Annotated in this window: 13 protein-coding genes and 1 pseudogene; 7 read left to right on the top strand and 7 right to left on the bottom strand. The window is 76.1% G+C overall.

All coding sequences use genetic code 11. The features are described 5' to 3' along the window. Nucleotides 1–4 precede the first annotated feature (4 nt). A pseudogene (locus tag GA0070614_RS01855) lies at nucleotides 5–1,213 on the top strand (TIGR04053 family radical SAM/SPASM domain-containing protein); the annotation flags it as partial. A gap of 137 nt (nucleotides 1,214–1,350) precedes the next feature. Continuing rightward, on the top strand, nucleotides 1,351–1,815 hold the full coding sequence (locus tag GA0070614_RS01850; RefSeq protein WP_088974352.1) for a hypothetical protein: 465 nt from the start codon (nucleotides 1,351–1,353) through the stop codon (nucleotides 1,813–1,815). A gap of 54 nt (nucleotides 1,816–1,869) precedes the next feature. On the opposite strand, the gene cysK is transcribed toward GA0070614_RS01850, so the two are convergent. From cysK to GA0070614_RS01830, 4 genes are all read right to left on the bottom strand, one after another. Next, entirely contained in the window at nucleotides 1,870–2,799 is a 930-nt protein-coding gene (gene cysK / locus GA0070614_RS01845; RefSeq protein WP_088974351.1) for a cysteine synthase A, read from the bottom strand. Next, complete coding sequence (epsC, locus tag GA0070614_RS01840) at nucleotides 2,800–3,348, bottom strand: serine O-acetyltransferase EpsC (RefSeq protein WP_088974350.1); 549 nt, start codon at nucleotides 3,346–3,348, stop codon at nucleotides 2,800–2,802. A gap of 249 nt (nucleotides 3,349–3,597) precedes the next feature. Continuing rightward, complete coding sequence (locus tag GA0070614_RS01835) at nucleotides 3,598–4,035, bottom strand: hemerythrin domain-containing protein (protein WP_088974349.1); 438 nt, start codon at nucleotides 4,033–4,035, stop codon at nucleotides 3,598–3,600. A gap of 122 nt (nucleotides 4,036–4,157) precedes the next feature. After that, nucleotides 4,158–4,970 (bottom strand): DUF2249 domain-containing protein, encoded by an 813-nt coding sequence (locus GA0070614_RS01830; RefSeq protein WP_088974348.1) that lies wholly within the window; start codon nucleotides 4,968–4,970, stop codon nucleotides 4,158–4,160. Nucleotides 4,971–5,019: 49 nt separating this feature from the next. Between GA0070614_RS01830 and GA0070614_RS01825 the strand changes: the two genes are divergently transcribed. From GA0070614_RS01825 to GA0070614_RS01805, 5 genes are read left to right on the top strand one after another with little or no spacing between them, the layout of a single operon-like run. Then, on the top strand, nucleotides 5,020–5,727 hold the full coding sequence (locus GA0070614_RS01825; RefSeq protein WP_231933643.1) for a helix-turn-helix transcriptional regulator: 708 nt from the start codon (nucleotides 5,020–5,022) through the stop codon (nucleotides 5,725–5,727). Next, nucleotides 5,724–6,851 (top strand): hypothetical protein, encoded by a 1,128-nt coding sequence (locus tag GA0070614_RS01820; RefSeq protein ID WP_088974346.1) that lies wholly within the window; start codon nucleotides 5,724–5,726, stop codon nucleotides 6,849–6,851. Before GA0070614_RS01825 ends, GA0070614_RS01820 begins: the two co-directional genes overlap by 4 nt. Continuing rightward, entirely contained in the window at nucleotides 6,851–8,224 is a 1,374-nt protein-coding gene (locus GA0070614_RS01815; RefSeq protein ID WP_088974345.1) for a hypothetical protein, read from the top strand. The genes GA0070614_RS01820 and GA0070614_RS01815 overlap by 1 nt, the downstream gene beginning before the upstream one ends. Nucleotides 8,225–8,226: 2 nt before the next feature. Next, nucleotides 8,227–9,582: a multicopper oxidase domain-containing protein gene (locus tag GA0070614_RS01810; protein WP_088974344.1), complete on the top strand. Its 1,356-nt coding sequence runs from the start codon at nucleotides 8,227–8,229 to the stop codon at nucleotides 9,580–9,582. A 4-nt stretch (nucleotides 9,583–9,586) separates the two neighbouring features. Next, nucleotides 9,587–10,342 (top strand): YwiC-like family protein, encoded by a 756-nt coding sequence (locus tag GA0070614_RS01805; protein WP_088974343.1) that lies wholly within the window; start codon nucleotides 9,587–9,589, stop codon nucleotides 10,340–10,342. Nucleotides 10,343–10,449: 107 nt separating this feature from the next. On the opposite strand, the gene GA0070614_RS01800 is transcribed toward GA0070614_RS01805, so the two are convergent. The 3 genes from GA0070614_RS01800 to GA0070614_RS01790 form a co-directional block, all read right to left on the bottom strand. Next, nucleotides 10,450–11,652, bottom strand: coding sequence for an NAD(P)/FAD-dependent oxidoreductase (locus tag GA0070614_RS01800; protein WP_088974342.1), 1,203 nt, complete (start codon nucleotides 11,650–11,652; stop codon nucleotides 10,450–10,452). A 158-nt stretch (nucleotides 11,653–11,810) separates the two neighbouring features. Continuing rightward, entirely contained in the window at nucleotides 11,811–12,014 is a 204-nt protein-coding gene (locus GA0070614_RS01795) for a DUF6767 domain-containing protein (protein ID WP_088974341.1), read from the bottom strand. A gap of 110 nt (nucleotides 12,015–12,124) precedes the next feature. Next, nucleotides 12,125–13,159, bottom strand: a complete 1,035-nt coding sequence (locus GA0070614_RS01790) for a GGDEF domain-containing protein (protein WP_157744859.1) — start codon at nucleotides 13,157–13,159, stop codon at nucleotides 12,125–12,127. Nucleotides 13,160–13,211: the final 52 nt, after the last annotated feature.

The following is a 13,211-nucleotide window of genomic DNA, read 5'->3' as shown; positions in this document are numbered from 1 at the left end:
AGCGGTGACGCAGCAGGCGGGCGCGACCCAGCGGGCGCCCGGAAGGTCCCTACGGGTGCCCCGGCAGGACGTCGGCGAGCGCCCCTTCATCGTCATCTGGGAGGCGACCCAGGCCTGCCCGTTGGCCTGCCTGCACTGCCGGGCCTCGGCACGCCCGGACCGGGACACCGGCGAGCTGGACACCGACGAGGCGGTCGCGCTGATGGAACAGGTCGCCGCCTTCGGCCGGCCGGCCCCGCTGTTCGTGGTCACCGGTGGTGACCCGTTCCAGCGCCCGGACCTGGAGATCCTCGTCCGGCGCGGCACCGAGCTGGGCCTGGCCGTCTCGGTGTCCCCCTCGGGCACGCCCACCCTCACCCGGGCGGCGCTCGCCGGACTGCGTGCCGCCGGGGCCCGGGCGGTGTCGCTGAGCCTGGACGCCGCCACCGCCGCCGGCCACGACGGCTTCCGGGGTGTGCCCGGGGTGCGGGACCTGACCCTGCGGGCCTGGCGCGACGCCGCCGAGCTGGACCTGCGGGTCCAGATCAACACCACGGTGACCCGGGACAACGTCCGCGACCTGCCGGACATCGCGGCGCAGGTCCACGACCGGGGCGCCATGCTCTGGAGCGTCTTCTTCCTGGTGCCGACCGGCCGGGGCCAGGCGTTGCGCAGCCTCGACGCGGCGCAGACCGAGGACGTCCTCAACGTGCTGTACGACCTCGGCGAGACGGTGCCGGTCAAGACCACCGAGGCGCACCACTTCCGCCGGGTCTGCCTGCAACGCGACGTGCTGGCCCGGCGCGGCGAGGACCCGGCGCCGGTGCTCGGGCTGGGCCCGCTCTACCGGGAGCTGCGCGCGCTGCTCGACGAGCGCGGGTTGACCGGTCGGGCCAGCCGCTCCCGCCGGCCCCCGCTGCGGGTCAGCGCCGGCAACGGCTTCGCCTTCGTCTCGCACCGCGGCGAGGTGCACCCCAGCGGGTTCCTCCCGGTGAGCGCCGGCAACGTGCGGCAGCGCTCGCTGGTGGACATCTACCGTGACTCCCCGCTGTTCACCGGGTTGCGGGACCCGAGCCGCCTCGGTGGGCGCTGTGGCGCCTGCGAGTTCCGGGCCGTCTGCGGCGGGTCGAGGGCCCGGGCGTACGCCACCACCGGCGACGTCTTCGCCGAGGAGCCCGGCTGCGGCTACCGGCCCGGCTCCTTCCCGTACTCGGCGGAGGTGGACCTCACCGGCGGCGTGGGCACGGCGGCCGGCGTCGCCGCCCGCGACGGGCGACCCGCAGAAACCGTCCCGACGGTGACCTGAGGCCCGCTCGGGTTCGGGACCTGCTGCTCTCCCCGGCGGCCGGCCGGGCGGGCAGGCTGATCAGCATGATCACGGTACTGCTCACCGCCGCCGGGGTGGTCCTCCTCGCCGCCGGTCCCGTCATGGTCGCGCAGGGTCTGCTCGGACGGCACAACGTCACCCGGGAACTGACCCACCAGAAGATCGCCTTCCCGCCCGCCGGGCTGCCCGCCCCGCTCGCCCGCTACGCCGACGCCCCGGTGCGCACCGGCATCCAGGCCCGCGCCTACTCCGACCTGATCGCCGGGCACGTCGCCAAGGCCACCGGCGGACGCACGTACGCCGAGATCGCCCAGGAGTGCATGACCGCAGGCCGGGACGACGCGCGGCTGGAGCGGCTGCGGCAGACCGCGTTCATGGGGGAGACGCTGCGCGGCGCGCTGCTCGGGGCGTACCAGGCCTGGCAGGTCACCGCCCTGGTGATCTGCCTCGGCGCGCTGGTGGCGCTGGTCGGCCTGGTCTTCCTCGCCCTGGCGGCCCACCTCGGATGAGCAGCCGCGGACCCGGGTGCGGCGGGAGCGTGCACCGCCCCCGCCGCACCCGGATCAGGCCTCGTCCGGCTCGGTGAACAGCGGCGTGCTCAGGTACCGCTCCCCGGTGTCGGGCAGCACCACCACGATCGTCGCGCCGGCGTGCTCGGGCCGGGCGGCCACGGTGAGCGCGGCGTGCAGGGCCGCCCCGCTGGACACCCCGACGAGCAGTCCCTCCCGGCGGGCCAGCCGCCGGGCCGCCGCCCGGGCCCGTTCCACGTCCACCCGGACGACCTCGTCGTACACGCCCGGGTCGAGCACCTCGGGCACGAAGCCCGCCCCGATGCCCTGGATGCCGTGCGGGCCCGGGGTCCCGCCGGAGAGCACCGGGGACTCGGCCGGCTCCACCGCCACCACCCGCAGGTCCGGTCGCTTGGACTTGAGCACCTGGCCGACACCGGTCACCGTGCCGCCGGTGCCCACCCCGGCGACGAACAGGTCGACCGCGCCCTCGGTGTCGGCCCAGATCTCCTCCGCGGTGGTGCGGCGGTGGACCTCCGGGTTGACCGGGTTGTCGAACTGCCGGGGCAGGAAGGCGCCCTGCTCGTCGGCGATCTCCCAGGCGCGGCGCACCGCGCCGGCCATGCCCTCGGCCGCCGGGGTGAGCACGATCCGCGCCCCGTACGCGGCCAGCAGGGCGCGGCGCTCGACGCTCATGCTCTCCGGCATGGTGAGGGTGACCCGGTAGCCCCGCGCGGCGGCGACCATGGCCAGCCCGACGCCCGTGTTGCCGCTGGTCGCCTCGACCAGCGCGCCACCGGGTCGCAGTTCCCCGCTCTGCTCGGCCGCCTCGACGACGGCGAGCGCGAGCCGGTCCTTGACGCTGCCGCCGGGGTTGGCGGACTCCAGCTTGGCCAGCAGCGTCACCGGCACCTGCGCGGCGAAGCGGTCCAACCGCACCAGCGGGGTACGGCCGATGAGGGCGGTCACGTCCTTGGCGATCATCTACTGCTCCTGGGTGAGGGTGGGCACGCGGCCGGCGGGACGGGCCGTCGTGGCGTGGGGACTGTGCAGTCGGGCGCCGGGTGGCACGTCGTGCAGCACCAGGCAGTGGGCGCCGACGCGGGCGTCGGCGCCGACGCGTACCGGGCCGAGCACGGAGGCGCCCACCCCGAGCACCACCCGGTCGCCGATGGTGGGGTGTCGCCGGCTGCCCTTGTCGTCGGCCCACCAGCCACGGCCGCCGAGGGTGACCCGGTGGTACATGGTCACGTCGTCGCCGACGCGCGCGGTCTCCCCGATGACGACGCCGGCGCCGTGGTCGATGAAGAGCCGCCGCCCGATGCGGGCGCCGGGGTGGATCTCGATGCCGGTCAGCAGGCGGGTGAGCTGGCTGAGGGCCCGGGGCAGCAGCGGGACGCCGCAGCGGTGCAGGCGGTGCGCGGCCCGGTGGCTCCACACCGCCCACAGGCCGGGGTAGAACAGCAGTTCGGCGGCGCGCACGCCGTGCAGGGCGGGGTCGCGGCGGTACGCCGCGCGGAGGTCGTCGAGCATGGGGATCCCGGGGACAGGGGCCGGGCGACGCGAGGGGCGCCCGGCCGTCAGGACAGGCCGGCGGGCCGGCGCACCCCGGTCGGGTCCGCGGACGCGGACCACGCGGGAGACGGCCGGATCAGCTCCGGCGACACCACTCGTCGAAGACGCGGCGGACGTGCGTGCCGCTCATCGGCACGCTGAAGCGACGGCCGGCCAGCCGGCGGCGGTCGCCGGGCGGCGCGGGCCGCACCCACCGCCCGGGGCGGTTCACCGGGTGGCCCCGGCGGTCGGCGTGATCCGGTCCCAGGCCGAGATCGGCAGCGTGACGACCGAGGCCGGGAAGAGCCCGTGCTCCTCGTTGTCGACGTGCCGGTGCAGCCGGTCGAGGGCGGCCAGCACCGGCGGCCAGTCGGGCGCGCTGCGGTCCACGGCGCCGAGCACGCCATGGATGTCGTCGTGTTCGGCGCAGAGCTGCCGCACCGCCTCGACCATGCTGCCCTCGGCGCGCAGTTCGGCGAAGAGGCCGTCCTCCTCGGTGGCGGTGTGCGGCATCAGCAGCGCGAGCAGGTCGTCGAGGGCGGCCAGGGGATCGGCGGCGTCCCGCACCGCCGTGCGCAGCCGGCCGGCGGCGTTCGCGATCGCCTCGTGCTCGGTGGAGAGCCGGCCGATCAGCGGGAACTCACGGCAGCCGCAGTAGTTGCACACGACGGTCTTCCTCTCCTGGGACGGTTCCAGCCTGCGTCGCGGTTACCGGCGCGGGCAGGGCCGAACGTCCCGGCGCGCCGGGACGGCGGGCCCTGACCCCACCGTCCCGGCGTCCGCCATGCTCAGACCGCGACCGGCTGGCGGGACAGCCGGACCTGCCACACGTCCGGTCCGTCCTGCAGCCACTCGGTGCTCATGCCGCCGCGGTAGCGGGCCTCGATCTCGGCCAGCAGCGGGCGGGGGGCGTGCGGGGCGACCAGCACCAGCGCGCCGCCGGCGGGCAGCGCGTCCAGCGCCGCCAGCACCCGGGCGTGGCGCTGGCCGTGCGGCAGCGTCCGGACGTCCAGCCGGGGGTCGATGCTCAACGTGGGGGCGGGCGCGTCGGCGGGGGCCTGGTCGCCACCGCAGCCGCAGCCGCCTCCGCCTCCGCCACAACCGCCCTTGCCCGATTCGTCCGAGGAGCCGAGCAGATCGTGCATACCCTCCAGCAGCGTCGCCAGCGAGACGTCGGCCGCGTCCACCAGCACCGGGACGATCAGCTCGTTCTCCTTGGCCAGGTGCACGGCGAAGAGGGCGGCGAGGGCGCGGGCGGCGGCGGCGAGGCGCACCGGCCGGTGGGCGGTCTCCAGCTCGGCGACCAGGCCGGTGATCGCCCGGTGCTCGTCGAGCATCCCCCGGACCAGCAGCGCGGCCTCGGGCCGGTCGCCGGCGGCGGCGTAGAGCGAGCCCTCCTCGGCGTACGCGTGCGGCAGCAACTCGTCACGGAGCCACCCGAGCAGCGCGTCGCGGTGTCGCAGCGCCCCGGCGGCGTCGCCCCGGTCGGCCGCGTCCAGCAGGTCCGCGACGTGCCGGTCGAGATCGGCGGCGAGCTGGGCGTGGTGCCGGACGACGGCCTGCGCGGCCTGCTGGTCGGCCGGGGAGCGTGAGGCGGACATGGAACCCTCCAGGGTTTTGCGGGTGAACGACGTTGTAACGTTATCTAACGTGGAAACCCCGAGAACAGGGCCGACCGGCGAGACCATCGACCCGCACCGCCACCGGGCACTGGGCACCGCCAGCCGGGCCTCGATCCTGGAGATGGTGCGCGACGCCGGCGCCGGCATGACGATCGCCGAGGTGGGGGAGCGCACCGGGCTGCACCTCTCCACCGCCCGCGCCCACCTCGACCGCCTGGTCGACGCCGGGCTGCTGGTCAAGGCGCGGGCCAGCGGCGGCCAGCCCGGCCGGCCGGCGTGGCGCTACCGGGTGGCCACGTCGGAGGCCCCGGCCCCGGCGCCGTACCGGGCACTCGCCGCCGCGCTGCTCGACCACCTGTCCCGCCGCAACCCGGGCGACGTCCGGGCCGAGGCCACCCGCGCCGGCCACGACTGGGGACGCCACCTCGCCGCCGCCACCGCGGCAGGCGAGGACCCGGTCGACACCCTGCTCGAGGTCCTGCGCGGGTTGGGCTTCAGCCCCCGGCGGCAGGAGACGGCCGAGGGAACGGTCGAGGTGCACCTGCACACCTGCCCCTTCCTGGAGCTGGTGAACCGCAACCCCGACGCGATCTGCGCGCTGCACGTCGGCGTGGTCCGGGGCGCGCTCGACCACGCCGGCGCCCCGCCGAGCGGCGCGGTGCTGGAGCCGTTCGGCGCGCCCGACGCCTGCGTGGTGCGGCTGGCCGTGCTGCGCACCACCGGGGAGCCGGCGTGAACGCCCGGTCGATCCCCGTACGCTGGCGGCTGCCGGTCCTCGCCTCCGGCGCGTTCGCCCTGTTCACCGGCCTGTACGCCGCCCTGCTCCTGCTCGGCCTGCCGGTGCCCGCGCCACACGCGCCGCTGGAGCAGGTGCACGGCCCGCTGATGGTGCTCGGCTTCGTCGGCACCCTGGTGGCGCTGGAGCGGGCGGTGGCGCTCGGCGCCCGCTGGGCCCTGCTCGCCCCCGCCTGCTCCGGCGCCGGAGGGCTGGCGCTGGTGCTCACCGGCCCGAGCCTGTCCGGCCGGTTGCTGCTCATGGCCGCCTCGGTGCTGCTGCTGGCGATCTACCGGCAGCTGTGGCGGCGTCAGCCGGCCCCGGCCCTGCTCGCCCAGGCCACCGGAGCGCTGAGCTGGTACGCCGCCACCCTGCTCTGGCTCGCCGGCTTCGGCGTGCCGGAGATCGTGCCCTGGCTCGCCACCTTCGTGGTCGCCACCATCGCCGGGGAGCGGCTCGAACTGGCCCACCTCGGCCTGCCCCGGCACGGTGAGCGCTGGTTCCTCGCCGCGCTCGCGGCGCTGACCGCCGGGGCCACCGCCACCGCGCTCTGGCCGTCGGTCGGGGCGCACCTGTTCGGGGTCGGCCTGCTCGCCGTGGTGGCCTGGCTGCTGGTCAACGACGTCGCCCGCCGTACGGTGCGCGCCACCGGCCTGCCCCGCTACGTCGCGGTCGGGCTGCTCGCCGGGTACGCCTGGCTGGGGCTGGCCGGCCTGCTCTGGGCCGGCGCCGGCCCGGTGACCGACGGCCCGCGCTACGACGCCACCCTGCACCTGGTCTTCCTGGGGTTCACCATGTCGATGATCTTCGTGCACGCCCCGGTCATCCTGCCGGCGGTGCTGCGCCGCCCGCTGCCCTATCGGTCCTGGCTGTACGCCCCGCTGGCCGTGCTGCACGCCACCCTGGCCGTCCGGGTCCTGGTGGGCGACGCGCTCGGTGTGCCGGCCGTGTGGCGCTGGGCCGGCCTGGGCAACGTCCTCGCGGTGCTCGGCTTCGTCGGCTGCGCCGTCGCCGCCGCGCGCGGCGCGGCCCGGCGGCCGTCCCGCCCGGCGGCCGTCGCGCCGGTCGTGGCGGCGGTGCGGTGATGGCCCGCGCGCTCGGCGACACCGCCCCCACCGGCGCACCGGTCCCCGCCGGCCCGACCCCGACCGGATCCGGCGCTCCCGCCTCGGACGGCGGCCGGGTCTCGACCGGGTCCGGCGTTCCCACCCCGACCGGCGGGCCGGCTCCGACCGGCGGCCCGGCCCCGACCGGCGGTGGGGCTGCGGCGGGGACCGGGCGGGCGAGCTGGCACCGCAGGGTCGCCGCGCTGCCGCTGGCCTACCTGGCCGCGCTCGTCGTGCTCGGCTTCGTCCACCCCTTCCTGCCGACCTGGCGCTGGGCGGCGATCCACCTGCTGCTGCTCGGCGCGGTCAGCAACGCCATCCTGGTGTGGAGCACCCACTTCGCGGCGGCGGTGCTGCGCGCGCCCGCCCCGGACCGTCGCCGCGCCCAGGCCGTCCGGCTCGGCGTGCTCAACGTGGGCGTGCTGGCGGTCCTCGTCGCCGGCGCCACGGACCGGCCGTGGGTGGGCGTGGGCGGGGCCGCGCTGGTCTTCGCCGCGGTGGCCGCCCACCTCGTCGGGCTCGCCCGCCGGCTGCGGCGCGCCCTGCCGGCCCGCTTCACCGTCACCGTTCACTACTACCTGACGGCGGCCGTCGCCCTGCTCGCCGGAGTGCCGGTCGGTGCCTGGATGCTGGTGGTCGACGACGCCGGGCGCCCCCGGCTGGCGCTGTTCCACGCCCACGTCAACCTGCTCGGTTGGGTGACGCTGACCGTCCTCGGCACGCTGCTGACCCTCTGGCCCACCGTGCTGCGCGCCCGGATGGCCGACGGGGCGGTCCGCGCCGCCACCGTCGCGCTCCCGCTGGCGGCGACCGGCCTGGCCCTGCTCGGCGTCGGCGTGCTCGCCTGGTGGCGGGTCGTCGCCGCGGCCGGGCTGGCGCTGTTCACCCTCGCCGCGCTGGTCGTCCTGCGTCCCGCCCTGGCCGTGGCCCGGGTCCGGCCCCCGACCGGCTTCGCCGGCTGGTCGCTCGCGGCGGCCTCCGGCTGGCTCCTGGTCGCCCTCGGCACGGACGCCGTGACGCTGCTGTCCGCCGACGATCCCGCCACCGCCGCCGACCGGTTCGGCGACGTGCTGCTGCCGCTGCTGGTCGGCTTCGTCGCGCAGGTCCTCGTCGGGTCGCTGAGCCACCTGCTGCCCATGGTGCTCGGCGGCGGTCCGGCACCGGTACGCCGCCGCACCGCCCTGCTGGACCGGCACGGCGCGCAGCGCGTCGCGACGGCCAACGCCGCCCTGGTGGTGTTCCTCCTGCCCACCCCGCCCTTCGTCCGCATCACCACCTCACTGTTGATCCTCGTCGTGCTGGTGCAGTTCCTCGTACCGGCCGCCCGGGTCCTGCTCACCGCCCGGAGGTAACCGTGTCCGCGTCCCCCGAGACCCCCGCCGCCCGCCCGCTCGGCGGGTTCGCGGCCGGTCTCGCCCTCGTCCTCGTCGCCGTCCTCGTCGGGGTGGCCGCGCAGCGCGTCTCGCAGGGCACGCCGGTCCCGACCGCCGCCTCCGCCGTGACGCCCACCGGGCACACCACCACGGTCGCGGTGGTCGCCGACGGGATGCGCTTCCACCCCGACCGGATCGAGGTGCCACCGGGCGACCGGCTGGTCATCGAGCTGACCAACCGGGACCACCGCCGGCACGACCTCGTGCTCGACTCCGGGGCGAAGACGGCGCCGATCGCGCGGGGCGGCACCGCCCGGCTCGACGCGGGCGTGGTCGGCGCCGAGACCCAGGGCTGGTGCTCACTGCCCGGGCACCGGCAGGCCGGCATGACCCTGCGGATCGTCCCGACCGGGTCGGCGCCGGCGGCGAGCGGCCATACCGGCGACGCCCACGCCGCCCCGGCGGCGCCGCAGCTCGACGCGATGGCCGCGCCCGACGCCGGCTTCGCCGCCCGCGACGCCGTCGCGCCGGCCACCCCGTCCGGCCGGCTGCACCGGCGCGAGCTGCACGTCGAGGAGGTCCAGCGGGAGGTCGCGCCCGGCGTGCGGCAGCGGCTGTGGACCTTCGACGGCGCCGTGCCCGGCCCGGTGCTGCGCGGCCGGGTCGGCGACACCTTCGAGATCACCCTGGTCAACGACGGCACCGTCGACCACGGCATCGACTTCCACGCCGGCGCGGTCGCCCCGGACGAGGTGATGCGCCCGATCGACCCCGGCCAGCGGCTCACCTACCGCTTCACCGCCACCCGGGCCGGGATCTGGATGTACCACTGCTCGACGATGCCGATGCTGCACCACATCGGCAACGGCATGTACGGCGCGGTCATCATCGACCCGCCCGACCTGCCCCGGGTCGACCGCGAGTACGTCCTCGTGCAGTCCGAGCTGTACCTCGGCCCGGACGGTGAGCCCGGCGACCTCGCCAAGATGCAGGCCGAGCGTCCCGACGCGGTGGTCTTCAACGGTTACGTCGCCCAGTACGCCCACCGGCCGCTGCCCGCCCGCGCGGGCGAACGGGTCCGGGTCTGGCTGCTCGACGCCGGCCCGAACCGGGACAGCTCCTTCCACGTCGTCGGCACCCAGTTCGACACCGTCTACCGGGAGGGCCGCTGGGAGAACCGGCCCACCGACCCGGGTGGCGCCCAGGTGCTCGGGCTCGGTCCGGCCGCCGGTGGCTTCGTGGAGATGGTCTTCCCCGAGCCCGGCCACTACCCCTTCGTCAGCCACGTCATGGTCGACGCCGAACGGGGCGCCCGTGGCATCTTCGAGGTGAGGTGACGCCATGTCCACCGCCGTCACGACCGCCCGCCCGGCCTCCTCCCGCCGCCGGCTGCGCCGTTTCGTCCCGCCGCAGCACGGCGCCTGGGCGATGCTGCTGCTGCCGTACACCGTCGGGGTGGTGCTGGTCGGCCCGCGCTGGCCGCACCTGCCGCTGCTGGGCGCCTGGCTCGCCGGCTACCTGCTGTCGTACTACGTCTTCCAGGCCGTCAAGACCCGCCGGCCGGGCCGCTTCGCCGACCAACTGCTGGCCTACGGCCTGGTCACCGCGCCGCCGGCCGCGGCCGTGCTGATCGCCCGGCCGGCGGTGCTCTGGTACGCCCCGGTCTACGCCCTGCTGCTGGCGGTCAACGCCGGGTACGCCTGGCGTCGACGCGAGCGAGCCCTGCTCAACGACCTCGCCTCGGTGGCGCAGAGCTGCCTGCTGGTCTTCGTGGTGGCCACCATCGCCGGGGCGCCCCTCGCCGAGGTGGCCCCCGCGTTCCTGGCCCTGCTGCTGTACCTCGCCGGCACCGTCCTCTACGTCAAGACCATGATCCGGGAGCGCGGGGACGCCGGCTACCGGCGCCTCTCCGTCGGTTTCCACCTGCTCGCCGCAGTCGTGGCGACCGGGCTGGACCTGCTGCTCGCCCCGGTCTTCCTGCTGCTGCTGGCCCGGGCGGTGCTGCTGCCGGCGCGACGGCTCCGGCCGGCCCAGGTGGGAGTGTTCGAGATCGTCTGCTCCCTGCTCGTCCTCGCCGTGGTCCTGGTCGCGCTCTGAGCGCTGGCCGCGCCGGACCCGGCGGGTCCCTGTGGACGGCGGCCGTCGCGCCGACGGTGACCGGGGTACGGACACCGCGCCCGTACCCCGGTCGACCCGTCGTGTGGTCAGGCCAGGCCGCGCAACATGCCGTGCCAGTACATCGCCGGCAGGCCGTGGCGCTTGAGCAGCCACATGTCGTAGCGGGGCCTCATCGTGTCGATGAGCGGGAAGCTCGGCTTCGGCTTCAGCGCGTAGTCGAACTCGGCCAGCAGCATCCGGTTGTGCGCGGTGACCAGCGGGCACGAGGTGTAGCCGTCGTAGCGGGCCGGCAGGGGCCGGCCGTGGCGGGCGGCGAGCAGGTTGGCCACCACCGCCGGCGCCTGCTTGCGGATGGCCGCCCCGGTCTTGGAGGTGGGCAGGTTCGCCACGTCGCCGAGGGTGAACACCTCCGGCCAGCGTGGACTCTGCAGGGTGTGCCGGTCGGCCTCCAGGTACCCGAACGGGCTGGCCGGATCGGCCAGCGGGCTGCCGGCGAGCCAGTCCGGCGCCTTCTGCGGCGGTACGGCGTGCAGCAGGTCGTAGTCGACGGTCTCGGTGGCGCCGGTGCGGTTGTCCCGGACCACCGCCCGCCGGTCGGCCCCGGCGACCTCGACGAGCTGCGACTCGTAGCGGACCTCGATGCCGTAGCCGGCGGCCACCTTCTCCAGGCTCCGGGCCCAGTCGGGCTGACTGAAGATGGTCGGTGTGGGCAGCACCAGGATGATCCGGATACGGTCCAGCAGCCCCTGCCGGCGCCACCAGTCGGCGGCCAGGTAGGCGATCTTCTGTGGGGCGCCGCCGCACTTGATCGGACCGGGCGGCATGGTGAAGATCGCGGTGCCCCCGCGCACCCGCTGGATGAACTCCCAGGTGCGGGGCGCGAGGTCGTAGCGGTAGTTGCTGGACACCGCGTCGCGTCCGACCGATCCGGCGAGGCCGGGCACGGCGTCGAAGTCGAGCTGGAGGCCGGGCGCCATGACGAGCTGGCCGTAGCCGAGGACGTCGCCGCCGGCGAGCGACACGGTGCGGTCGGCCGGGTCGACGGCCACCGCCCGGTCGCGGATCCAGGTCACCCCCTTGGGTACGAGGGTGCGCTGCGCGCGCACGGTCTCGCCGGCGCGGGCCAGGCCGGCCCCCACCAGGGTCCACAGCGGCTGGTAGTAGTGGCTGTCGCTGGGCTCGACCAGGGCGACGTCCGTCACGCCCTTGCGGCGTAGCCGCGCCGCCACGCTGATGCCGGCGGCGCCGCCGCCGACGATGACCACCTGGTGATGCCGGACTTCGGTCACCGGACCTCCCGGGTTGAGAAGGGCGGTCGAGGTCGGAGCCGTCGTGTGGCCCGCTCCCTCGACCCTCTTCGATCCAGCATACCCCTAGGGGTATACGGTGGCGCCACCCTGCGTGGTCGCCGGTCGGGGAGCGCGCCGGCCGCCGTGCCCGGCCCGGCTCAGGCCGGGGCCCCGCCGCCCTCGCGCCTGCGGGCGGCCACCTGGAAGCGGTGCAGCCCCTCGCGCAGCTCGTCGTCCTCCATCACCAGGCGGACCAGCCCACAGTCCTGCGGGCCGGTGACGCCGAGCTGGCACAGGGTGCACGGCTGCCCGGGACGCAGCGGGCACTTCGCGTCCGGCCTGACACGCGGGCGGGGGGTCATGGCCCCACCCTGCCCGACCCGAGGGTCACCCGGACAGGGGCCGTTGGTCACTTTCCGCGCGCCGCTCGCCCCGGACCGTGGCCGGCGCGGGCCCGGGGGGCGGTGTCCGGTCACGGCGCGTGGAGAGTCTCCGAGCCGCCGGACAGCAGGTCGTGGCCGGCGCGCAGGAGCGGGTCGGCGCTGCGGTGGCGTTGCTGCTTCGTGCGGTAGAGGCGCCGGTCGGCGGTGCGCATCAGGGCGTCGAGGGTGTCCCCGTCGTGGGGAGCGGTCGCCGTGCCGATGCTGACCACGGCGTGCCGGCGCACCGCCACCTCGATCCGGTCCGCGACCGCCCGGGCGGTCGCCTCGTCGGCGTCGACGAGGACGACCACGAACTCGTCGCCGCCGATCCGGGCGATCGCGTCCTCGGCGCGCAGCGCCTCCCGCGCGGCGGACACCGTCCGGCGCAGCAGCTCGTCACCGGCGGCGTGCCCGAGCCGGTCGTTGACCAGCTTGAAGTCGTCCAGGTCCAGGCAGAGCAGGGACGGGCCGGGGCGGCAGCCGTGGCGGAACAGGTGCCGGGCGTACTCGGCCAGGCCGCGCCGGTTCAGCGCGCCGGTGAGCGGGTCCAACGCCGCCAGGGCGCGCAGTTGGGACCGCTGCCGCGCCAGGGTCCGCGTCTGGGTGGAGCAGACCGCGACCAGCATCACCATGCCGGCGACGTGGACGAAGACGTGCCCGGGGGGTGTGGGCCGCCCGGCGGCGGCGACGGTGAGGTAGGCGCCGATGGTGAGCGCCTCCAGCCCCATCATCAGCCGCAGGTGCGGCGTGTAGTTCGCCACGAAGACGGTGGTGGTGACGAAGCCCAGGGCCGCCGGGGACGCGGCGCCGCCGTCCCAGTACGCGCAGAGCGCGACGATGCCCAGCGTGATGACCAGGATGGTGAACGAGATCCGGTAGCCGGCGGCCTTCGAGGTCACCCGCCTGGCCGTCCGCAGGCCCACCAGGCCGGTCGCCACGCCGCAGCCGTACGCCACGAGCATTGGCCCCCGGTTCGGCTCGCCGAGGGTCAGCAGGCAGTAGGCGACGGCGATGGTGTGCGAGCCGACGTGCAGCGCGGCGCCGAACTGCATGCGTCGGCGGCGCTCGTTCACCCCGGTGTCCACCGCACCCACCGCACCCCGTCGATCGCTTGAGGTGGCGAACCCACCCGACCGG

Source organism: Micromonospora coxensis, from assembly GCF_900090295.1.
GTDB classification, from domain to species: domain Bacteria; phylum Actinomycetota; class Actinomycetes; order Mycobacteriales; family Micromonosporaceae; genus Micromonospora; species Micromonospora coxensis.
Note: the sequence above shows the minus strand (reverse complement) of the source record. Positions and strands in the feature narration are given on the sequence as shown.